The following is a 21,481-nucleotide window of genomic DNA, read 5'->3' as shown; positions in this document are numbered from 1 at the left end:
TCCCGGCGCCGGGACGCGGAGCGCGCCCGACGGCGGCTCAGCGCTGCGCGGGGACCTCCGCGGCCTCGCCGGGGGCGACCTCGTTGGGGATCGCCCCGCCGAAGCGGCGGTCGCGCCGCGCGTACTGCTCGCAGGCCCGCCAGAGGTCCCGGCGGTCGAAGTCCGGCCAGAGCACGTCCTGGAACACGAACTCCGCGTACGCCGACTGCCAGAGCAGGAAGTTGGACGTCCGCTGCTCGCCGCTCGGGCGCAGGAAGAGGTCCACGTCCGGCATGTCCGGGTGGTACAGGTACTTGGCGATGGTCTTCTCGTTGACCTTCTTCGGGTCCAGCCGGCCGGCCGCGACATCGGCCGCGATGGCCGCCATGGCGTCCGCGATCTCCGCCCGGCCGCCGTAGTTGACGCACATGTAGAGCGTGACGGCGTCGTTCTCCCTGGTCTGCTCCTCGGCGACCTTGAGCTCCTGGACGACGCTCTTCCACAGCTTGGGCATCCGGCCGGCCCAGCGGACCCGCACGCCCATCGCGTCCATCTCGTCACGGCGGCGGTGGATGACGTCCCGGTTGAAGTTCATCAGGAACTTCACCTCGTCGGGCGAGCGCTTCCAGTTCTCGGTGGAGAACGCGTACAGCGAGATGTTCTTCACACCGAGCTCGATCGCGCCCTTGAGCACGTCCAGCACCACGGACTCGCCGACCTTGTGGCCCTCCGTGCGCGGCAGCCCGCGCTCCTTGGCCCAGCGCCCGTTCCCGTCCATCACGATCGCGACGTGGTGGGGGACCAGCTCGCCGGGGATCTTCGGGGGCTGTGCGCCGCTGGGGTGCGGGGTCGGGGGGAGGTACTCCCTTTGCTTGCCACCGCCGAAGAGCCGTCGCGCTGCCATGTGCTCACTTCTCCACGTATCTCATCGAGCGGATGCCCCGCTCCAGGTGCCACTGCAGATAGGCCGCGACCAGGCCGCTGCCCTCCCGCCAGTACCTCGGCTCGCAGGTGTCGGCCGTCCGCCAGTCCCCTGACAGCAGCGCCCCGAGCAGTACCAGTGTCTCAGGGGAGGGTACGGCACAACCGGGGACTCGGCAGTCTCCGCACAGCACGCCGCCCGCCTGGAGCGAGAAGAACCGGTTCGGGCCCTCCAGGCCGCACTTGGCGCAGTCGGTGAAGCTCGCGCCGTACCCGTTGACGGCCAGCGAGCGGAGCAGGAAGGCGTCCATCACCAGGTGCGACTCGTGCACCCCGGCCGCCAGCGTCCGCAGGCCGCCGACCAGCAGCAGGTACTGCTGGACGGCCGGCTCGCCCTCGTTCTCGGCGAACCGCTCCGCCGTCTCCAGCATCGCCGTCCCCGCGGTGTAGCGGCCGTAGTCGGTGACGATCGAGCCGCCGTACGGGGCGATCGTCTCCACCTGGGTGCAGAGCGGCAGCCCGCGCCCCACCAGCTCGCTCCCGCGGCTGAAGAACTGCACGTCCACGTGCGAGAACGGCTCCAGCCGGGCGCCGAACTTGGACTTGGTCTTGCGCACCCCGCGGGCCACCGCGCGCACCTTGCCGTGCTGGCGGGTGAGCATGGTGATGATCCGGTCGGCCTCGCCGAGCTTCTGCGCCCGGAGCACCACGCCGTCGTCCCGGAACAGGCTCATGCGGCGGCCTCGCGGCCGGCGTCGAACAGTGTGGACATCCCACCATTGTCCCCCACCGGCCGACCTCCGGGCGGCAGCCGTGTGGCCCGCACCGGGGCCGTGGGGGAGACCCGATCGGTGCGGGGCACGGCGGGCCCGGGGTGGGGCGCCGCCCGGCCGGGGGGCCGGGGGGCGGTTCGGGCCCGGTTCGTGGGGGTCCCGGGGGCGGCCGTCCGGGGGCCGCGTGGTGCGACGGCCGAGGTCCTTTCCGCGCGGCCGGGACGTGGCCCGCGCGGCCTAGTACGAAGCGTGGGTGGCCGCCTCCAGCAGCGCCCCGACCCTCGCCTGCGGCAGGTCCAGGCAGCGCCCCACGGCGGCCAGCGCCTCCCGCTCCTGGGGCAGGTAGCGCCCGTCGGCCAGCGCGATCGCCGCCCCCTGCAGCAGCAGCCGCTCCCGGCCGTGGTGGGCCAGGTGCGGGGCGAGCGGTTCGAGCACCGCGTGCAGTTCCACCGCCAGCGCGCCGGCGTCCCCGAGCCCGGAGGACGCCTCCAGGTCGTGGGCGTCCCGGAGTTCGCCGCCGAGCCCGGAGAGCGCGGCCAGCGCGGCGAGCACCTGGGCCTCGCCGCAGTCGTCGAAACCGGCCTCCCGGACGGCCGCGCAGGCCGCCTCGCGGGCCGCCCGGTGCGCCGTCCCGCCGGCCGCCAGCAGCGCGAGGGCCACCGTGTACTGCGCGTCGCGCAGCATCCCGCCGAGGCGCACGCAGGTGGGCTGGTCCAGGCTCTCCACGCCGTAGCGGCCGTGGCAGGTGGTGCACTGCACGCTGCGGACGACCGGGCCGAGCGGCAGCACCGCCGCGCCCAGCAACCGCAGCCACCGCCGGCCGTGCTGCCGGCGGTAGTTGCGGTCCCCGCCGCAGCCTGGACAGAAGAAGTCACCGAGGACGTCAGTCCGCCAGCGCGGGCGAACACCCCACAACCCTGTCACGGCGCCACTCCCCAGACATGGCAGGCGGCCTGCACAACAATGGGCAGGTCACGCGACCGGACCCCGAGGCCGTCCCACCGACCCGGATTTCCGGTGGGTCGATGTTGCCATGGTTACCGGCACGTGTCAGTACCTCGAACGGCTTCCGGGCCGAAAAAATGTGGCGCAGGCCACAGCCGCCCACCCGGGACCGCCCACCACGACGGCGGGCCGCCCCGGAGGACGGCCCGCCACTACCACTCGTACGAACTACCCGCGCTGCGCCCGGTTGACGGCGCTGATCATCGCCTTCAGCGAGGCCAGCACCGTGTTGCCGTCGATGCCCACGCCCCACAGCACCTTGCCGTCCACGGCGCACTCGACGTACGCGGCGGCCTGGGCGTCGCCGCCCTCGCTCAGCGCGTGCTCCGCGTAGTCCAGCACCCGGACGTCCACCCCGATCCGGCCCAGCGCGTCGGCGAAGGCGGAGACCGGGCCGTTGCCGGTACCGGCCAGGGTGACCGGCGCGCCCTCGACCACGGCCTGGGCGGTCAGCGCGTCCCGGCCGTCCTCGGTGGTCAGGCTGCGCGAGCCGCTCAGCGAGATCCGGCCCCACGGGTTGTCGGTGGTCGGCAGGTACTCGTCCTGGAAGACCGCCCAGATCGCCGCCGGGGTGACCTCGCCGCCCTCGGCGTCGGTCTTGGCCTGGATGATCCGGGAGAACTCGATCTGCATCCGGCGCGGCAGGTCCAGCTTGTGGTCGTTCTTCAGGACGTAGGCGACGCCGCCCTTGCCGGACTGGCTGTTGACCCGGATGACCGCCTCGTAGGTGCGGCCGACGTCCTTCGGGTCGATCGGCAGGTACGGCACACCCCAGGTGTGCTCGCCCACCGGCACGCCGGCCGCCTTCGCGTCGGCCTCCAGGGCGTCGAAGCCCTTCTTGATCGCGTCCTGGTGCGAGCCGGAGAAGGAGGTGTACACCAGGTCGCCGGCGTACGGGTGGCGCGGGTGCACCTCCATCTGGTTGCAGTACTCGGCGGTGCGGCGCACCTCGTCGATGTCGGAGAAGTCGATCTGCGGGTCGATGCCCTGCGAGAACAGGTTCATGCCCAGGGTCACCAGGTCGACGTTGCCGGTCCGCTCGCCCTGGCCGAACAGGCAGCCCTCGATGCGGTCGGCGCCGGCCATGTAGGCCAGCTCGGCGGAGGCGACGGCGGTGCCGCGGTCGTTGTGCGGGTGCACCGACAGGCAGACGTGCTCGCGGCGGGACAGGTTGCGCGACATCCACTCGAACTGGTCGGCCTGGACGTTCGGGGTGGCCCGCTCGATGGTGGCCGGCAGGTTCAGGATGATCTCGCGGCCCTCGCCCGGCTGCCAGACGTCCATCACCGCCTCGCAGACCTCCAGGGCGAAGTCCAGCTCGGTGTCGACGAAGATCTCCGGCGAGTACTGGTAGCCGAAGACGGTGTCGTCGCCCAGCAGCTTCTCGGCGTACTCCATCACCAGCCGGGTGCCGTCGGTGGCGATCGCCTTGGTGGCCGCCCGGTCGTTGCGGAACACCACCCGGCGGAACAGCGGCGCGGTCGCGTTGTACAGGTGGACGGTCGCCCGCGGCGCGCCGACCAGCGACTCGACGGTCTTCTCGATCAGCTCCTCGCGGGCCTGGGTCAGCACCGAGATGGTGACGTCCTCCGGGATCGCCCCCTCCTCGATCAGCGACCGTACGAAGGCGTGGTCGGTGGCGCCGGAGGAGGGGAAGCCGACCTCGATCTCCTTGTAGCCCATGCCGACCAGCAGGTCGAACATCTTGCGCTTGCGGGCCGGGGACATCGGGTCGATCAGCGCCTGGTTGCCGTCCCGCAGGTCGGTGGAGAGCCAGCGCGGCGCCTTGGTGATCACCTTCGACGGCCAGCTGCGGTCCGGCAGGTCGACCGTGCCGAACGGCAGGTAGCGGCCGTGGCGCATGCCGGCGCCCCGCTGGCGCACGGTCGCGGCGGTGATCGGCGTCGGACGGTCGACGAACGCGCGACCGGCGGGGATGGACGCGGCGGAGCTCTGCTCGGTCATGGAGGTGACTCTCGGCTTCCTGTGATGCGGGGCTTGTCGGGGTGAGATGGACACCCGACCGGCCGGCCTGCTGCCGCGCACGACCCCTCGGTGGGCCGCAGTATTGCAACGCGCACAGCACAGTCCCCGCGGCGAGGGAGCCGGCCCTGGTGGACTACAGGCCCTCGACGCGGCAGCTAAGAAGAAGCAACCCGTTGCGCATGATGTCGTCCAGCGTAACCGAGGAGCACGCGCCCCCGAAGTGAGCCGGGCGGACATTCCACCCCTTGAGACGGCGCCCGATTCCGTCCACGCCGGTGACAACAGGTCACGGATGCCTCACTCTTGGCCACATGACCGCCGAACCGCCGCTCTGCGCGATCGTTCCGCCGTACGTCCTGGACCGCCTCGCCGAGGCCGGTCACGAGCCCGCCGCCCGCTCCCTCGCCCTGGATGCCGCGCACCGCACGGCCCGCCTCACCGCCACCGCGCCGCAGCCCGGCGGCGCCCGCCTGGAGCGGGTGATCTGCGACGCCGGACACAGCGAACGGCTGCCCGGCCGCACCGTCCGCCGGGAGGACCAGGGGCCCGTCCCCGACCAGTCCGTCAACCACGCCTACGACGGCCTCGGCGACACCTTCGCCCTCTTCGCCGACGCCTTCGGCCGCCGTTCGATCGACGACCAGGGTCTGCGGCTGGACGCCACCGTGCACTACGGCCGCGACTACGACAACGCCTTCTGGGACGGCCGGCGGATGGTCTTCGGCGACGGCGACGGCGAGGTGTTCGGCGACTTCACCGCCTGCGTCGACGTGATCGGCCACGAACTCACCCACGGCGTCACCCAGTTCACCGCCGCACTGGAGTACCGGGGCCAGCCCGGCGCGCTCAACGAGTCCGTCTCCGACGTGTTCGGCTCGCTCGTGAAGCAGTACGCGCTGCGCCAGGACGCCGGCGAAGCGGACTGGCTGATCGGCGCCGGCCTGCTCGCCCCGGGCGTGCAGGGGGTGGCACTGCGCTCGATGAAGGCGCCCGGGACCGCGTACGACGACCCCCGGCTCGGCAAGGACCCGCAGCCGGCCCATCTGCGCGACTACGTCCGCACCGCCCAGGACAACGGCGGCGTGCACATCAACTCCGGCATCCCGAACCACGCCTTCTACCTGCTGGCCACCGCGCTCGGCGGGCCGGCCTGGGAGCGGGCCGGGCGGATCTGGTACGACGCGCTGACCGGCCGGCAGCTGCCCGGGGACGCCGACTTCGCGGCCTTCGCCCGGGCCACCGTGGCGGCCGCCCGGGCCCGCTACCCCGAACCCGCGGTGGGCGACACCGTGACGGCGGCCTGGGCGAAGGTCGGGGTCAGTACGGCCTGAGCCGCCCGACCGCGGTCGAGCCCGACTTGAGCGGTCATAAGGTTTAAGAGCGCATAAGGTCAAGGTCCTGGAAAAGCCCGGCAAACGCCATCCCTGCGTAGCACCATGGACACCATGCGTATCCAGGTGACCCGGACCGGCGGCCTCGCGGGGAACGTCCGCCGCGCGGAGCTCGACACCACCGCGCGGACGGACGCCCCGCACGTGCACGCGCTCGCCCGCGAGGCCGTCGCGGGCGGGCTGCGGGCGCCCTCCTACGGGGTGCCGGACGGCTTCCACTACGAGATCACCGTCGACGGCCGGACGGTGCACTGCGCCGACCCGAAGCTCACCGAGTCGCAACGGGAGCTGGTCTCGCTGGTGCTGCGCGAGGGCGCCTAGGGGACGGCGCAGGGCCCGTCCGGACGCGGTCGTCCGGACGGGCCCTGCTCGGTGCGGGCGGGCTCAGAAGCCCAGCTTGCGCAGCTGCTTCGGGTCGCGCTGCCAGTCCTTGGCGACCTTGACGTGCAGGTCCAGGTAGACCGGCGTGCCGAGCAGCGCCTCGATATGCTTGCGGGCGGTGGTGCCGACGTGCTTCAACCGGGCGCCCTTGGCCCCGATCACGATGGCCTTCTGGCTCTGCCGCTCGATGTAGACGTTCGCGTGGATGTCCAGCAGCGGCCGGTCCGCCGGGCGGTCCTCGCGCGGGATCATCTCCTCGACGACCACGGCCAGCGAGTGCGGGAGCTCGTCCCGGACACCCTCCAGGGCGGCCTCCCGGATCAGCTCGGCGACCATGATCACCTCGGGCTCGTCGGTGAGGTCGCCGTCCGGGTAGAGCGGCATGCCCTCCGGGAGCAGCTTGGTGATCAGCTCGGCGACCAGCTCGACCTGCTTGTCACCGACCGCCGAGACCGGGATGATCTCGGCCCACTCGATGCCCAGCTCGGCACCGAGCTGGTGGACGGCGATCAGCTGCTCGGCCAGCCGCTTGGAGTCGACCAGGTCGGTCTTGGTGACGATGGCCACCTTGGGGGTCTTCTTGATGTCGGCGAGTTCCTTGGCGATGAACTTGTCGCCGGGGCCGAGCTTCTGGTCGGCGGGCAGGCAGAAGCCGATCACGTCGACCTCGGCCCAGGTGGAGCGGACGAGGTCGTTCAGCCGCTCGCCGAGCAGGGTGCGCGGCTTGTGCAGACCGGGGGTGTCGACCAGCACGAGCTGGGCGTCCGGGCGGTGCACGATGCCGCGCACGGTGTGCCGGGTGGTCTGCGGACGGTCGGAGGTGATCGCGACCTTCGTCCCCACCAGGGCGTTGGTCAGGGTCGACTTGCCCGCGTTGGGCCGGCCGACGAAGCACGCGAAGCCGGAGCGGTACGAGGAGGAAGGGGCACTCATGGGCCCCATTCTCCCTGATCACCGGGCGCCCGGCGGACAGCCCGCCCCCGTCAGCCCTTTTTGCTGCCCAGAACGGCGGAGATCCCGCTGATCAGGACGATGAGGAGGAAGGCGACGGAGCCCCAGAGCCAGAACGGCGACCCGGTCTCCTGCCACTTGCCCATCCCCATGACGCCCAGCAGCAGGCCCGCGAAGAACGCGAACGGTCCCATGCCCCCAGCCCCCTCACCGCGACCTGCTCACCATCTACACCGGTGAGATTATCTGCGGATCCTGGAGGGCCGGGCGCCCGGGCTGCCCCGGGCGCCCCGAGCCGCCCCCCGGCGGGCCCCGGTACGCCGTCGACGCGCCTCAGCGCGCCTCGGCCGCCACCTTCAGCGCCCCGTCCGGTCCGGCGAGCAGCACCGGCGTCCCGGCCCCGCCGAGGTCCCGCACCGCGGCCAGATCGGCCTCGGCCGGCTCCCCCGCCTCGCTCACCACGGCGGCCGCCTCCAGCGACCTGGCGCCGCTGGCCACCGCCATCGCCACCGCCGTCTGCAGCGCGCTGAGCCGCAGCGACTCCAGCGCGACCGTGCCCGCCACGTAGGTGCGCCCGGTCTCGTCACGCACCGCGGCCCCCTCCGCGACGCCGTTGCGGACGCGCGCGGAGCGGGCCAGGGTGATGATCTTCTTGTCTTCGGGATCCAGCTCGACGATGTCACTCATGGCGCCGAGCATAGGACTCCCCGCCGACCGGCCGTCCGCGCCCTGCGACGCGGACGGCCCCGCCGGCCTCAGGGGCCCCAGTGGCCTCAGTGGCCGATCGGATTGGGCGGCCCGGGCCGCATGACCTTGACGAAGGTCTTCGGACCGTTCGGCAGCGGCTCCTCCTCGGCGGACCGCTTGCGCCAGTACGGGTTGTCGTGCGGCAGGTGGCTGCTGACCCTGCCGTACATCCCGAAGGTCACCACGACCAGTCCGAAGATGAACGCGAACAGCACGTTGGCCATCCGGAAGTTGAGGATGTTGGCGTCCGGCCGGCCGAGCACCGTCAGCCCGTAGAAACCGGAGAGCACGAAGAGGATGCCGACCACCATGTTGAGGTTGGCGGCGAAGTTCCCGCCGATCACCGCGCCGGCCACCAGGACCGCGCCCATCACGATGGAGAGGATGCTCAGCGCTCCGTTGGTCGACATCCCGGCGATGTCGTCGCCCTCGGTGGACAGGAAGCCGGGATGGTCCGCCAGCCCGAGGATGCCGAACACGATCAGGAAGATCCCGCCGAGTCCCGCCCCGGTCCGCCAGACCAGGAGCAGTCGGTGGTCGACCGGCAGTTCGTCTTGCAGCTTCATGGCGACCTCCACCATGGCGACGTCGAAACGGCCTCGTTCACGCTACTCCGACCGCAGAGCGGGCGCACGGCCTGGCTTCCGGGGGGGGGTACCCCCGCATGTGCCTAGCTGTAGGGGTGGCTCCCCTGCATGTGCGGCACCTCGTGCATGTACAGCGAGCCGCACTGCTGACAGCAGCGCAGCCCGGTGCCCCACTCCTGGTCCGGCCGGGTCTCGGCGTCGGTGTCCATTGTGCGGCCGCAGAGGGCCGCCGCGGGTTCGGCGGCCCGGACGACGTGCCAGGTCTTCGCCCCGGCCGACCGACCCTGCGGGCCGTACTCCGCACGCAGTAGATGAGTCATGACGCCATCGTCGCCCCGCGGCCGCCCGAACGCTACTCGCCGGACTCCTGGAGGGCCTCGGCCGAGACCCGGACCGGGATCGCGACCATCGAACCGATCCGGTTGCGGCGGCCGGCCGAGCTCTCCGCGGTCAGCCGGATGGCGGTCAGGTCGGTGGCCGCGTCCTCGGGCAGCGGGATCTCGCAGGACGAGCCCGGGATCGGCACCCGGCCGAGGTGCTTGGCGAGCAGGCCGCCGACGGTCTCGACGTCCTCGTCCTCCAGCTCGATCCCGAACAGCTCGCCGAGGTCCTCGACCAGCAGCCGGGCGGTGATCCGGTACGAGCCGTCACCGAGGTCCTCGACCGGCGCGATCTCCCGGTCGTACTCGTCGGTGATCTCGCCGACGATCTCCTCCAGGATGTCCTCGATGGTGACCAGTCCGGCCGTGCCGCCGTACTCGTCGATCACGATCGCCACGTGCGAGCGGCGCTGCTGCATCTCGCGCAGCAGGTCGCCGGCCGGCTTGGAGTCCGGGACGAAGACGGCCGGCCGCATCACCGCGCCGACCTCCTCGGACTCGGCCTCCCGGTTGATGTGGGTGCGCCGCACGAGGTCCTTGAGGTAGACGATGCCGACCACGTCGTCCTCGTTGTCGCCGACCACCGGGATCCGCGAGAAGCCCGAACGCAGCGCCAGGGTCAGCGCCTGACGGACGGTCTTGTGACGCTCGATCATCACCAGGTCGGTGCGCGGCACCATCACCTCGCGGACGATGGTGTCGCCCAGCTCGAAGACCGAGTGCACCATCCGGCGCTCCTCGTCCTCGATCAGGTCGTCCTTCTCGGCGAGGTCCACCAGGGCGCGCAGCTCCGCTTCGGAGGCGAACGGCCCCTCGCGGTAGCCCTTGCCCGGGGTCAGCGCGTTGCCGAGCAGGATCAGCAGCCGCGGGATCGGGCCGAGCACGCCCGCCAGCGGCAGCAGCACGAAGGAGGCCGCCGTGGAGGTGGTCAGCGGGTGCTGGCGCCCGATCGTGCGGGGCGAGACGCCGACCGCCACGAAGGAGACCAGCACCATCACGCCGAACGCCAGCAGCACGGCCTGCCAGGTGGAGTCCAGGCTCCGCACGCAGACCACGGTGACCAGGACCGCGGCCGCCATCTCGCTGGCCACCCGGATCAGGGTGGCCAGGTTGAGGTAGCGGATCGGGTCGGAGGCCAGCGCCAGCAGCCGGGCCGAGCCCCGCCGGCCGGCCCGGACGGCCTCCTCCGCGCGGAACCGGGAGACCCGGGAGATACCCGCCTCGGCGCAGGCCGCCAGCCAGCCGAGGACGACCAGCAGCACGGCGCCGAGGATGAAACTCGTACTCTCACCACTCACAGGGGTTCGGGCTCCGCGCTCAGTGGGTGGTGGGGGCCGGGGAGATCCCGCCCAGGCCGCGGCCGGCCCGCCAGCCGTCGAGGATGGCCTTCTGGAGGCCGAACATCTCCTCCTCCTCGTCCGGCTCCTCGTGGTCGTACCCGAGCACGTGGAGCACCCCGTGGACGGTGAGCAGCTGCAGCTCCTCGTCCATCGAGTGCTTGGACGGAGCCGCCTTGCCCTGCTGCTCGGCCACCTCGGGGCAGAGCACGATGTCGCCGAGCAGGCCCTGCGGCAGCTCCTCGCCCTCCTTGCCGGGACGCAGCTCGTCCATCGGGAAGGACATCACGTCGGTCGGGCCGGGGAGGTCCATCCACTGGATGTGCAGCTCCTCCATCGCCGCACCGTCCACCAGGATCACGGACAGTTCTGACTGCGGGTGGATCCGCATCTTGTCCAGCGCGTAGCGGGCGACGTCGAGGATGGACTCCTCGTCGGCGTCCCAACCGGACTCATTGGCGATGTCGATCGACATGACGGGCTGGTTACTCAGCTTTCGGTGCGATGGGACTGTCGGGGTGCGCGGGGTGCGGTCGTCTTGCCGGGGCGCCGCTGGCCGGGCTTGCGGGCCGGCGGAGCGTTCTCCTCGGCCTCCTGCCGGGCGTCCCAGCGCTCGTAGGCGTCCACGATCCGGCCGACCAGCTTGTGGCGGACCACGTCGGTGCTGGTGAGCACGGAGAAGTGGATGTCGGGCACGTCGACCAGGATCTCCTGGACGACCTTGAGGCCGCTGCGGGTGCCGCCCGGGAGGTCGATCTGGCTGGTGTCGCCGGTGACGACCACCCGGGAGTTGAACCCGAGGCGGGTGAGGAACATCTTCATCTGCTCGGGCGAGGTGTTCTGGGCCTCGTCGAGGATGATGAAGGCGTCGTTGAGGGTCCGGCCGCGCATGTAGGCGAGCGGGGCGACCTCGATGGTGCCGGCCGCCATCAGGCGCGGGATGGAGTCCGGGTCCATCATGTCGTGCAGCGCGTCGTAGAGCGGACGCAGGTACGGGTCGATCTTGTCGAAGAGGGTGCCGGGCAGGAAGCCCAGCCGCTCCCCCGCCTCGACCGCCGGACGGGTCAGGATGATCCGGTTGACCTCCTTGGCCTGGAGGGCCTGGACGGCCTTGGCCATCGCGAGGTAGGTCTTGCCGGTACCGGCCGGGCCGAGCCCGAAGACGATGGTGTGCTTGTCGATCGCGTCGACGTAGCGCTGCTGGTTGAGCGTCTTGGGGCGGATGGTGCGGCCCCGGTTGGACAGGATGTTCGCGGTGAACACCTGCGACGGCGCCGGGCTGTCCGGGTCGTCGACGGCGCTCCGGAGCATGGCGATGGAGCGCTCCACGGCGTCCTCCGTGAGGGGTTGGCCGGTGCGCAGCACCAGCATCATCTCGTCGAAGAGCTGCTTGACGAGGGCGACCTCGGCGCGCTCTCCGGTGGCGGTCACCTCGTTGCCGCGGACGTGGATGTCCGCGGCGGGGAAGCCTCGCTCGATCACCCTCAGCAGCGAGTCCGCGGTGCCGAGCAGGGTGACCATCGGGTGCTTCTCGGGGATGACGATCCGGGCGCTGGTGCGGCCCTCGTCGGCCGGTTCGGGGCGCGGCTGTCCGTTCGTACGGGTCTGCGATGTGTCACTCATAGGTCGGCGCTGGGGCCTGCCTCATCCCAATCCGTGGTCTCGTGGTGCCGCGCGGTCCTTCCGGGGCACCAGGGTACGCCGCGAGCGTGATCGCTGCGGCGGGCGGCGGGGCCGCTCCCGACGATGCTGGGGCAGATCGCGGAGCGGCGCGAACGGTTTTCCGCCCGGGACCGGTGCCCCGCCCGGGCGCACGGCCACCGGCCCGCGGCTCCGCGCGCCCGGCCGCTCACGGCCGCCGGCGGGGCGGCACGGGCACCCGGGCGAGGTCCTCGGCGAGCACGACGGTGCCGTCGAAGTGCTTGCGGGCGTCGGCGAGGTGCTGGCCGAGGTCCGGGTAGCGCTGCGAGAAGTGGGTCAGCACCAGGGTGCCCGCGCCGGCCTCGGCGGCGACCTTGCCGGCCTGGCCGGCGGTGAGGTGGCCGTGCTCCTCGGCGAGCCGGGTGTCGGCGTCGGTGAAGGTGGACTCGATGACCAGCAGGTCGGCGCCCTCGGCGAGTTCGTGGACGCCCTCGCAGAGCCGGGTGTCCATCACGAAGGCGAACCGCTGGCCCCGGCGGAACTCGCTGACCTCGTCGAGGGTGACCCGCCGGCCGCCCGACTCGATCGCTCCCCGGTGCTGGAGCCGGCCGACGTCCGGGCCGGCGATGCCGAGCGCGGCCAGCCGCTCGGGCACCAGCCGGCGGCCGTCCGGCTCGGTGAGCCGGTAGCCGAAGGACTCGACGGGGTGCGAGAGCCGGACGGCGTCCAGTGCGAAGCGGGCGCCGGGCGCCGGCAGCGGCCCCGGCCCGTCGATCGGGCGGGGGCGCAGCACGGCGGTCTCGTGGAACGCGGTGGCGTGCCGCAGCCGCTCGAAGTAGACCTCCCCGGAGGCCGGGAAGTAGATGTCCACCGGGTGCGGGACGCGGTCCAGGTTGATCCGCTGGATCACCCCGGCGAGGCCCAGGCTGTGGTCGCCGTGGAAGTGGGTGACCGCGATCCGGGTGATCTGGGTGGCGGAGACCCCGGCGTGCAGCATCTGGCGCTGGGTGCCCTCGCCGGGGTCGAACAGCAGGCCCTCGCCGTCCCAGCGCAGCAGGTAGCCGTTGTGGTTGCGGTGCCGGGTCGGGACCTGGCTGGCCGTGCCGAGGACGACGAGTTCGCGCTGTGACACGTCGTTCAGACCATGCGCTCGTTCATCGGCATGCCGCCGAGCACGTGGACGTGGGCGTGGAAGACGGTCTGGCCCGCGCCCGCGCCGGTGTTGAAGATCAGCCGGTAGTCGTCGAGGCCCTCGTCCCGGGCGACCTCGCCGGCCTCGGCGAGCAGCTCGCCGGCGATCCGCGGCTCGGCGGCGGCCAGCGCGGCGGCGTTCGGGTAGTGGGCGTGCGGGATGACCAGGACGTGGGTCGGAGCCTTCGGGGCGATGTCCCGGAAGGCGAGGACGCGCTCGGTCTTGCGCACCACGGTGGCCGGGATCTCGCCCGCCACGATCTTGCAGAACAGGCAGTCGGACTGCGGCTCGCCGGCCATCGGGGTCTCCTCGCGGTGTCGCACGGTGTCGGTCGGGGCGTACGGCCGCATGCTAGCCGAGCGGCCCGGTCGCCTGCTGGCAGTCGCGCCCGCCCCCGCGGACCCGCCGCCCGCGAGGGGCGTACGGCCCGTGGGGGGTGCCCGGTCAGCTGCCCGGGCACCCCCGCCGGACCTGCGCCCGTCCTACCCGGCGTCCTGCCCGGCGCCGTGCCCGCTCTCCTGCCCCGCGTCCTGCGGGGCGTCCGGCGCCGGGCCCTGCTCCCAGGGCAGCGGCGGCGGCGTGCTGCCCGGGGTCTCGGTCAGCGCCGCCAGGGCGATCCGGACGCCCTCGGCGAGCTGCGGGTCCTCCCCCGCGGCCCACTGGTGCGGCGCGACCGGCACCTCGACGTCCGGGTCGACGCCGTGGTTCTCCACGCCCCAGCCGTAGCCCTCCAGCCAGAACGCGTACTTCGGCTGGGTGACCAGGGTGCCGTCCACCAGGCTGTACTTGCTGTCGATGCCGATCACGCCGCCCCAGGTCCTCGTCCCGACCACCGGGCCGAGCTTCAGCGCCTGGATGGCGGCGTTGACGATGTCGCCGTCCGAGCCGGAGAACTCGTCGGCCAGCGCCACGATCGGCCCGCGCGGCGCGTCGCCGGGGTAGGGCACCGGGTTGGCGAGGTCGCGGGCGACCGTCCAGCCGACGATCCGCCGGGCCAGCTTCTCGATCACCAGCTGCGAGGTGTGGCCGCCGCGGTTCTCCCGGATGTCGACGATCACGCCCTCCCGGGCCATCTCCGACCGCAGGTCGCGGTGGATCTGGGCCCAGCCGGTGCTCTGCATGTCGGGGATGTGCAGGTAGCCGAGCCGCCCGCCGGACAGCTCCCGGACGGCGGCCCGCCGCCCGGCCACCCAGTCGTGGTAGCGCAGCGGCTCGTCGTCGGCGAGCGGGACGACCACCGGGTACCGGCGGTCGGTGCCGTCCTTGCCGGCCACGGTCAGCTCGACCGGTTGTCCGGCGGTGCCGGCCAGCAGCGGGGCCGGGCCGGCGGTCGCGTCCACCGGGCGGCCGTTGACGGCCAGCACCGCGTCGCCCGGGCGGACGGCGGCGCCCGGCGCGGCCAGCGGCGAGCGGGCCCGCGGGTCCGAGGACTCGCCGGGCAGGATCCGGGCGATCCGCCAGACCTCGCCGTCCTTGACCAGGTCGGCGCCGAGCTTGCCCTGCCGGCGGGCGGCCTCGGTGTGGATGCCGTAGGGCTGCACGTAGGCGTGCGAGGTGCCCAGCTCGCCGTGCACCTCCCAGAGCAGGTCGACCAGGTCGTCGTGCGAGCCGAGCCGCTCCACCAGCGGCCGGTAGCGGTCGAGGATCTCGGCCCAGGGCAGGCCGCCGAGGTCCGGGCGCCAGAAGTTGTCGCGCATCAGGCGGCCGTTCTCGTCGTACATCTGCCGCCACTCGGCGGCCGGGTCGACGGTCACCCGCAGCCGGTGCAGGTCGACGTCGATCTCGTCGTCGTCGCCCACCGCCTTGTGGTCGGCCGGGACGATCCGCAGCTCACCCTCGTCCAGCACGGCGACCCGGGTGCCGTCGCCGCTGACCGCGAACTCGTCGAGCCCGTCGACCAGTTGCTCGACCCGGCGCTTGCGCAGGTCGAACCGCTCCAGGGTGGGGCGCGGCTGCTCGTCCTCCGGCGTGGCCGCGTCGTCGCCGAGCTCGCCGGTGAGCGGGATCCGCGTCCAGAGCACGCCGTCCTTGGCGGCCGCCAGCTCGCCGAACCGGCCGCCCTCGACCGGGAAGGGGATGATCCGGTCGGCGATCCCGTCCAGGTCGACCCGGGTGGCGGGCGGGGCGTCGGCCGCCCCCTCCTCGCCGTCCGCCTTCTTGCCCTTGGGCTCGTCGTCCTCCCCGCCGGCCGGCCGCCCGGCCCGGCGCGGGCCGAACGGGGAGGGGGTGTCGGCGGCCAGGGTGACCAGGTACGGGCGGCAGCCGTTGGGGAACGACAGGTCGAAGACGTGCGAGTCGTAGACCGGGTCGAAGTTGCGCACCGAGAGGAAGGCCAGGTGGCGGCCGTCGGCGGTGAAGGCCGGCGAGGTGTCGATGAAGCGCGCCGGGGTGACCTCGCCGACCGTGCGGGTGGCCAGGTTGGCCAGCACGATCTGGCGCAGCGACCAGGCCCCGAAGCCCGGGCTCGGCCGCGACCAGGCGAGCCAGGCGGAGTCCGGACTGAACGCCAGCCCGCTGACCTCGCCGTCCGTGCTGCGGTCCAGCTCGTGCACCGTCCCGTCGGCGAGCGACACCAGGAGGACCCGGCCGTCGTGCGCGCCGACCGCCGCCTGCTTGCCGTCCGGCGAGACCGCCAGCGCGCGGACCCGGCCCAGCTGTCCGCCGGCCAGCCGGCGGCGCTCCTCGCCGAGCACGGCGGGGGCGTACTCGACGGCGTCCTCGCCGTCGGCGTCGGTCACCCAGAGCACGCCCTGCGCGCCGTCCTCGCCGGGCACCACGTGGGCCCGCCGGGCCCGGACGCCGGGCGTCTCGTCCAGCACCCGGGCGGGGCCCTCCCGGTGCGGCAGCCAGTGCACGCTGCCGCGCACCACCACGGCGCCGGCCCGGCCGGTGCGGTCGGGGGCGGCGCTCTCCAGCCAGTGCGCGGCCGGCACCGGGCGGGGCCGCCGGCCGGCCCGGGGGCCGGACGGCCGGACGTCCAGCCGGCGCGGCTCGGCGCCGTCGAGGTCGTCCAGCAGCCAGAGGTCACCGGCCCGGTGCCAGATCACCCGGGTGCCGTCGCTGGTCGCGCCGCGGGCGTAGAAGCCCTCCGGGGAGGTGGTGTGGCGGCGCAGGCCGCTGCCGTCGGGAAGGCTGGAGTAGAGCTCGCCGACGCCCTCGTGGTCGGCCAGGAAGGCGATCCGGGCGCCGCCGGGCGCGTCGACCCAGAGCGGCGCCTCGATGTGCCCGTCCAGCTCCTCGTGGACGCGGGCGAACCGTTCGGCGCCGATCCAGAGCTTGCCGACCCGGCCGCCCCGGTAGCGCTTCCACCGCGCGGGCTCCGCACCGGCCGCCGAGAGCAGCAGCACCCGGTCGCCGCCCGGCTCGTACGCCACCCCGCCGACCGGCCCGTACGGCAGCCGCCGCGGCTCGCCGCCGTCCAGCGGTACGGCGTGGGCCCAGGTGCGGCGCAGGGTGGCCTGTCCGGCGGAGGTGGTGGCGACCGGGCTGCCGTCGGCCGTCCAGCCCTGCAGCTGCGTCTGGTCGCTGCCCCAGTACGTCAGCCGCCGGGACGGCCCGCCGTCCACCGGCGCGACGTGCACCTCGGGCGCGCCGTCCCGGGTGGAGACGAAGGCGATGTGCCGGCCGTCCGGCGAGAAGCGCGGGCGGCGGACCGGGACGTGATCGGCCGTCAGCCGCCAGGGCCGGCCGCCGTCCAGCGGGGCGAGCCAGACGTCGTTCTCCGCGACGAAGGTGATCAGGTCACCGTGCAGGTGCGGATGGCGCAGGTAGGCGCCGGCAGGGGTGCTCGGGGATTCGCTCACAGCCGCACCCTACGCACCCGCCGGGGCGGCGCGCCTCCGGTTTCGCGCAGGCCGCCCCCTACGGGGGACGAACCGCCGGGGAACGAACCGCCGGAGGACGAACGGTCCGTGCGGCGACCGGCCCGCTCAGCCCCAGCGGCCGGTGCGGCCCAGCAGCAGGGCGCCGGCGGCCACTCCCGCGGTCGAGGTGCGCAGCACCGAGGACCCGAGCCGGTACGGCCTGGCACCGGCCTCGGCGAAGGCGGCCAGCTCCTCCGGGGAGACCCCGCCCTCGGGGCCGACCACCAGCACGATGTCCCCGCCGCCGGGCAGCGCGGCACCGGCCAGCGGCTCGGCGCCGTCCTCGTGCAGCACCGCGGCGAGCGCGGCCCCGGCCAGGACGGGCGCCAGCTGGCGGGTGGTGGCGAGTTCGCGGACCTCGGGGAAGCGCAGCCGGCGGGACTGCTTGCCCGCCTCGCGGGCGGTGGAGCGCCACTTGGCGAGCGCCTTGGCACCGCGCTCGCCCTTCCACTGGGTGATGCAGCGGGAGGCGGCCCAGGGGATCACCACGTCCACGCCGACCTCGGTCATGGTCTCCACCGCCAGCTCGCCGCGGTCGCCCTTGGGCAGCGCCTGGACGACGACGATCCGCGGCGCCGGCTCGGCCTCCCGGCGGACCGCGGCGACCGTCACCTCGACGGCGTCCTTGCCGTGCACGGCCGTGACGGTGCCGTCGGCGCCCAGGCCGAGCCCGTCGGCCAGGGTCACCGCCTCGCCCGGCTCCAGCCGCTTCACGGCGGCGGCGTGCCGCCCCTCCGGGCCGTCCAGCCGGACCACCGCGCCGGGGGCGGCGGAGGCGAGCTGCGCGGTCTCGACGACGAACACGGGCGCGGTCATGGCGGTTCCTGGAGTGGGGGTGGGGGGACGGACGGGGGAACGACGGCGCCCGGTGACCCGCCGGGAGCGGGGCACCGGGCGCCGGTACGGTCAGCGGCCGTTGAAGGCGTCCTTCAGCCGGGAGAACAGCCCCTGCTGGCCCGGCGCGAACTGGCCGGAGGGCCGCTCCTCGCCGCGCAGCACCGCGAGCCGGCGCAGCAGGTCCTCCTGCTCGGGGTCGAGCTTGGTGGGCGTCTGCACCTCGACGTGCACTATCAAGTCGCCCCGGCCGCCGCCGCGCAGATGGGTGATGCCGCGGGCGTGCAGCGGGATCGACTGGCCGGACTGGGTGCCGGGCCGGATGTCGACCTCCTCCAGCCCGTCCAGGGTCTGCAGCGGCACCTGGGTGCCGAGCGAGGCGGCCGTCATCGGGATGGTGACCGTGCAGTGCAGGTCGTCGCCGCGGCGCTGGAAGGTCGGGTGGGTGCTCTCGGCGATCTCGACGTAGAGGTCGCCGGCCGGGCCGCCGCCGGGGCCGACCTCGCCCTCGCCGGCCAGCTGGATCCGGGTGCCGTTGTCGACACCGGCCGGGATCTTCACGGTCAGGGTGCGGCGGGCCCGCACGCGGCCGTCGCCGGCGCACTCCGGGCACGGGGTCGGCACGACGGTGCCGAAGCCCTGGCACTGCGGGCAGGGCCGGGAGGTCATGACCTGGCCCAGGAAGGACCGGGTGACCTGGGAGACCTCGCCCTTGCCGCGACACATGTCACAGGTCTGCGCGGAGGTGCCGGGGGCGGCGCCCTCGCCGCTGCACGTGGTGCAGGTGACGGCGGTGTCGACCTGGAGTTCCTTGGTGGTGCCGAACGCGGCCTCCTCCAGGGTGATCTCCAGCCGGATCATGGCGTCCTGGCCGCGCCGGGTGCGCGAGCGCGGGCCGCGCTGACCGGCGGCCGCGCCGAAGAACGCGTCCATGATGTCGGAGAAGCCGAACCCGGCCGCGCCCGCGCCGAAGCCGCCCGCGCCTCCCCCGTTGGGCGAGAGGGGATCCCCGCCGAGGTCGTAGACCTGCCGCTTCTGCGGGTCGGAGAGGACCTCGTAGGCGGCGTTGATCTCCTTGAACCGCTCCTGCGTCTTCGGGTCGGGGTTGACGTCCGGGTGCAGTTCGCGCGCCAGGCGCCGGAACGCCTTCTTGATCTCGTCCTGCCCCGCATCCCGTCGGACGCCGAGTACCGCGTAGTAGTCCGTGGCCACCAAATGCTCCGCTTGTTCCGCCTGTAGAAGTGCTTGCGACTGGTACCGGTGTCATCCGTGGGACACCGGTCGTTCCCTACGACTCGGCCAGGATCTGGCCCACGTACCGTGCCACCGCTCGCACCGCCCCCATTGTGCCCGGATAGTCCATCCGGGTCGGACCGATCACACCCAGTTTGGCCACGCTCTCGTCGCCCGAACCGTAACCGACCGAGACGACCGAGGTGGAATTGAGCCCTTCGTACGCGTTCTCCCGGCCGATCCGGACCGTCATCCCGGCGTCCGCCGTCTCACCCAGGAGGCGCAGCAGGACGACCTGCTCCTCCAGCGCCTCCAGCACCGGCTGGATGGTGAGCGGGAAGTCGTGGCCGAAGCGGGTCAGGTTGGCCGTGCCGGCCAGCATGATCCGCTCCTCGTTCTGCTCGGCGAGCGCCTCGAAGAGCGTCGCCAGGACGATGGTGACGGCCGGCCGGTCCACCGCCTCGAACATCGCCGGGAGCTCGTCCAGCAGCCCCGGCACGTCGGGCAGCCGGACGCCGACGGCCCTCGTGTTGATCTTGGCACGGAGGTCCGCGAGGACCACCTCGCCGACCGGACCCGGGCAGTCGACCATCCGCTGCTCGACCCGGCCGGTGTTGGTGATCAGGACCAGCATGACCTTGGCCGGAGCCAGCGCGACCAGCTCGATGTGGCGCACCGTGGAGCGGGAGAGCGAGGGGTACTGGACCACCGCCACCTGCCGGGTGAGCTGGGCGAGCAGCCGGACCGTGCGGGCGACCACGTCGTCCAGGTCCACCGCGCCGTCCAGGAAGTGCCGGATCGCCCGCCGCTCGGGCGCGCTCATCGGCTTGACCTCGGCGAGCCGGTCGACGAAGAGGCGGTACCCCTTGTCGGTGGGGATCCGCCCGGCGCTGGTGTGCGGCTGGTGGATGAAGCCGTCCTCCTCCAGCGCGGCCATGTCGTTGCGGACGGTGGCCGGGGAGACCCCGAGGTTGTGGCGTTCGACGAGAGCCTTGGAGCCGACCGGCTCCTCGGTGCCCACGTAGTCCTGGACGATGGCGCGGAGCACGGCGAGCTTGCGTTCGTCGAGCTGGCGGACCTCACCGGCCATGGGGCACGCACCTCCCTCTTCGCACGTTGTCCGTGGTGACGTGTGTCGTTCCGGCATGGTGCGGTCCGCCGGGCGGACCGCGGCCTTTGGCACTCTGAACAGAGGAGTGCCAGAACCGTACCTGCCAGTGTAAGGCCCGGGTCCGACGGCAGGAACGGCACCGCCGGGGTGATCCTGCCCGCATCGCGCGGCGCGCGGGTGATGCCGCGGGACCGGCCGGGTGGCAGCATCGATAGCGAACGGCGAACGGAGGACCAGCGATGTCGACCTCGGGCCAGCCCACCCGCTTCGCCCCGGACCGCGGCCTGACCGGCCGGATGGTCGGGACCATGTTCGTGATCGGGCTCCTGTACGTGGGTTTCACCGGCCTGCTGATCGCGCTGCTGCGCGGCGCCTGGCCACTGATCGTGCTGATCTCCGGCGGGCTGTTCGTGGCGCAGTTCTGGTTCAGCGACAAGATCACCGAACGGGCGATGGGCGCCCACCGGGTGACCCCGGAGCAGTACCCCCAGCTGCACGGCACCGTCGACCGGCTCTGCGCCCTCGCCGACATGCCCAAACCCCGGGTGGCGGTCGCCGACAACGACATGCCGAACGCCTTCGCGACCGGCCGCAACCCGCAGAACGCGGTGGTCTGCGTCACCACCGGGCTGCTGCGGCGGCTGGAACCGGAGGAACTGGAGGGCGTCCTGGCGCACGAGCTGTCGCACGTCGCCCACCGGGACGTCGCGGTGATGACCATCGCCGGCTTCCTCGGCGTACTGGCCGGGGCGATGACCCGGATCGCGATGTACGGCGGCTTCATGGGCGGCGGCCGCAACAGCAACGACTCCAACGCCGCGATCGCCGCGCTGGTCATCCCGCTGGTGTCGGTGGTGGTCTACGCGATCAGCTTCCTGCTGACCCGGCTGCTCTCCCGCTACCGGGAGCTGGCCGCCGACCGGGCCGCCGCCCAGCTCACCGGCCGGCCCAGCGCACTGGCCTCGGCGCTCACCAAGGTGACCGGCCAGATCGCCGCGATCCCGACCAAGGACCTGCGCCAGGCCCAGCCGTACAACGCCTTCTACTTCGCCCCCGCGCTGAGCGCCCGGGAGGCCGCCTCGCAGCTGTTCTCCACCCACCCCTCGCTGGAGAAGCGGCTGGAGCAGCTGGCGAAGATCTCCACCCAGCTCGGCCGCTGAGCCGACGAC

General features: G+C 73.1%; 21 protein-coding genes. 3 read left to right on the top strand and 18 right to left on the bottom strand.

Annotated features, from left to right (window positions below; translation table 11 throughout):
* Positions 1 to 37: 37 nt before the first annotated feature.
* The 4 genes from ACFWA9_RS09360 to leuA all read right to left on the bottom strand — a co-directional run bounded on the left by ACFWA9_RS09360 (position 38) and on the right by leuA (position 4,643).
* On the bottom strand, positions 38 to 883 hold the full coding sequence (locus ACFWA9_RS09360) for an isoprenyl transferase (protein WP_352289074.1): 846 nt from the start codon (positions 881 to 883) through the stop codon (positions 38 to 40).
* A 4-nt stretch (positions 884 to 887) separates the two neighbouring features.
* Entirely contained in the window at positions 888 to 1,634 is a 747-nt protein-coding gene (gene recO, locus ACFWA9_RS09355) for a DNA repair protein RecO (RefSeq protein WP_329487568.1), read from the bottom strand.
* Positions 1,635 to 1,910: 276 nt separating this feature from the next.
* On the bottom strand, positions 1,911 to 2,597 hold the full coding sequence (locus ACFWA9_RS09350) for a TerB family tellurite resistance protein (RefSeq protein ID WP_380384859.1): 687 nt from the start codon (positions 2,595 to 2,597) through the stop codon (positions 1,911 to 1,913).
* Positions 2,598 to 2,846: 249 nt separating this feature from the next.
* Positions 2,847 to 4,643, bottom strand: coding sequence for a 2-isopropylmalate synthase (gene leuA, locus ACFWA9_RS09345; protein WP_329487570.1), 1,797 nt, complete (start codon positions 4,641 to 4,643; stop codon positions 2,847 to 2,849).
* Between the two features lie 332 nt (positions 4,644 to 4,975).
* Here leuA and ACFWA9_RS09340 point away from each other — a divergent pair, with 332 nt between their 5' ends.
* Together ACFWA9_RS09340 and ACFWA9_RS09335 are read left to right on the top strand one after the other, a co-directional pair.
* On the top strand, positions 4,976 to 5,995 hold the full coding sequence (locus tag ACFWA9_RS09340; protein ID WP_352289080.1) for a M4 family metallopeptidase: 1,020 nt from the start codon (positions 4,976 to 4,978) through the stop codon (positions 5,993 to 5,995).
* 114 nt (positions 5,996 to 6,109) lie between these two features.
* The gene (locus ACFWA9_RS09335) at positions 6,110 to 6,376 is read left to right on the top strand and encodes a protealysin inhibitor emfourin (protein ID WP_329487572.1); all 267 of its coding nucleotides are present in this window, start codon (positions 6,110 to 6,112) and stop codon (positions 6,374 to 6,376) included.
* A gap of 63 nt (positions 6,377 to 6,439) precedes the next feature.
* Here ACFWA9_RS09335 and era read toward each other — a convergent pair whose 3' ends face one another.
* From era to hrcA, 14 genes are all read right to left on the bottom strand, one after another.
* The gene (gene era / locus ACFWA9_RS09330; protein ID WP_329487573.1) at positions 6,440 to 7,369 is read right to left on the bottom strand and encodes a GTPase Era; all 930 of its coding nucleotides are present in this window, start codon (positions 7,367 to 7,369) and stop codon (positions 6,440 to 6,442) included.
* Between the two features lie 50 nt (positions 7,370 to 7,419).
* Complete coding sequence (locus ACFWA9_RS09325; protein WP_380384855.1) at positions 7,420 to 7,581, bottom strand: hypothetical protein; 162 nt, start codon at positions 7,579 to 7,581, stop codon at positions 7,420 to 7,422.
* 139 nt (positions 7,582 to 7,720) lie between these two features.
* Complete coding sequence (locus ACFWA9_RS09320) at positions 7,721 to 8,074, bottom strand: cytidine deaminase (RefSeq protein WP_380384852.1); 354 nt, start codon at positions 8,072 to 8,074, stop codon at positions 7,721 to 7,723.
* 86 nt (positions 8,075 to 8,160) lie between these two features.
* Positions 8,161 to 8,700, bottom strand: a complete 540-nt coding sequence (locus ACFWA9_RS09315) for a DUF4383 domain-containing protein (RefSeq protein WP_380384850.1) — start codon at positions 8,698 to 8,700, stop codon at positions 8,161 to 8,163.
* Positions 8,701 to 8,804: 104 nt separating this feature from the next.
* Entirely contained in the window at positions 8,805 to 9,041 is a 237-nt protein-coding gene (locus ACFWA9_RS09310) for a hypothetical protein (protein WP_329487580.1), read from the bottom strand.
* 32 nt (positions 9,042 to 9,073) lie between these two features.
* On the bottom strand, positions 9,074 to 10,399 hold the full coding sequence (locus ACFWA9_RS09305) for a hemolysin family protein (RefSeq protein ID WP_329487581.1): 1,326 nt from the start codon (positions 10,397 to 10,399) through the stop codon (positions 9,074 to 9,076).
* A 19-nt stretch (positions 10,400 to 10,418) separates the two neighbouring features.
* Entirely contained in the window at positions 10,419 to 10,913 is a 495-nt protein-coding gene (ybeY, locus tag ACFWA9_RS09300) for an rRNA maturation RNase YbeY (RefSeq protein WP_329487582.1), read from the bottom strand.
* A gap of 14 nt (positions 10,914 to 10,927) precedes the next feature.
* Positions 10,928 to 11,959 carry a PhoH family protein gene (locus ACFWA9_RS09295; RefSeq protein ID WP_380384870.1) on the bottom strand — a complete coding sequence of 344 codons (1,032 nt, stop codon included), beginning with the start codon at positions 11,957 to 11,959 and terminating at the stop codon, positions 10,928 to 10,930.
* A 328-nt stretch (positions 11,960 to 12,287) separates the two neighbouring features.
* Positions 12,288 to 13,211, bottom strand: a complete 924-nt coding sequence (locus tag ACFWA9_RS09290) for a ribonuclease Z (protein WP_329487583.1) — start codon at positions 13,209 to 13,211, stop codon at positions 12,288 to 12,290.
* Positions 13,212 to 13,216: 5 nt separating this feature from the next.
* Positions 13,217 to 13,570, bottom strand: a complete 354-nt coding sequence (locus tag ACFWA9_RS09285; protein ID WP_329487584.1) for a histidine triad nucleotide-binding protein — start codon at positions 13,568 to 13,570, stop codon at positions 13,217 to 13,219.
* A gap of 183 nt (positions 13,571 to 13,753) precedes the next feature.
* Positions 13,754 to 17,074 carry a PDZ domain-containing protein gene (locus ACFWA9_RS09280; RefSeq protein WP_380384845.1) on the bottom strand — a complete coding sequence of 1,107 codons (3,321 nt, stop codon included), beginning with the start codon at positions 17,072 to 17,074 and terminating at the stop codon, positions 13,754 to 13,756.
* A gap of 126 nt (positions 17,075 to 17,200) precedes the next feature.
* Positions 17,201 to 17,950 carry a 16S rRNA (uracil(1498)-N(3))-methyltransferase gene (locus ACFWA9_RS09275; protein WP_352289089.1) on the bottom strand — a complete coding sequence of 250 codons (750 nt, stop codon included), beginning with the start codon at positions 17,948 to 17,950 and terminating at the stop codon, positions 17,201 to 17,203.
* 90 nt (positions 17,951 to 18,040) lie between these two features.
* On the bottom strand, positions 18,041 to 19,180 hold the full coding sequence (dnaJ, locus tag ACFWA9_RS09270; RefSeq protein ID WP_329487587.1) for a molecular chaperone DnaJ: 1,140 nt from the start codon (positions 19,178 to 19,180) through the stop codon (positions 18,041 to 18,043).
* A gap of 76 nt (positions 19,181 to 19,256) precedes the next feature.
* Complete coding sequence (hrcA, locus tag ACFWA9_RS09265; RefSeq protein WP_329487588.1) at positions 19,257 to 20,291, bottom strand: heat-inducible transcriptional repressor HrcA; 1,035 nt, start codon at positions 20,289 to 20,291, stop codon at positions 19,257 to 19,259.
* A gap of 260 nt (positions 20,292 to 20,551) precedes the next feature.
* Between hrcA and htpX the strand changes: the two genes are divergently transcribed.
* Entirely contained in the window at positions 20,552 to 21,472 is a 921-nt protein-coding gene (htpX, locus tag ACFWA9_RS09260) for a zinc metalloprotease HtpX (RefSeq protein ID WP_352289092.1), read from the top strand.
* Positions 21,473 to 21,481: the final 9 nt, after the last annotated feature.

Origin of the sequence: Kitasatospora sp. NPDC059973 (genome assembly GCF_042737525.1) — a bacterium.
Lineage (GTDB): Bacteria > Actinomycetota > Actinomycetes > Streptomycetales > Streptomycetaceae > Kitasatospora.
The sequence above is the reverse complement of the archived record's forward strand: the minus strand, read 5'-3'. Positions and strand labels throughout refer to the sequence as shown.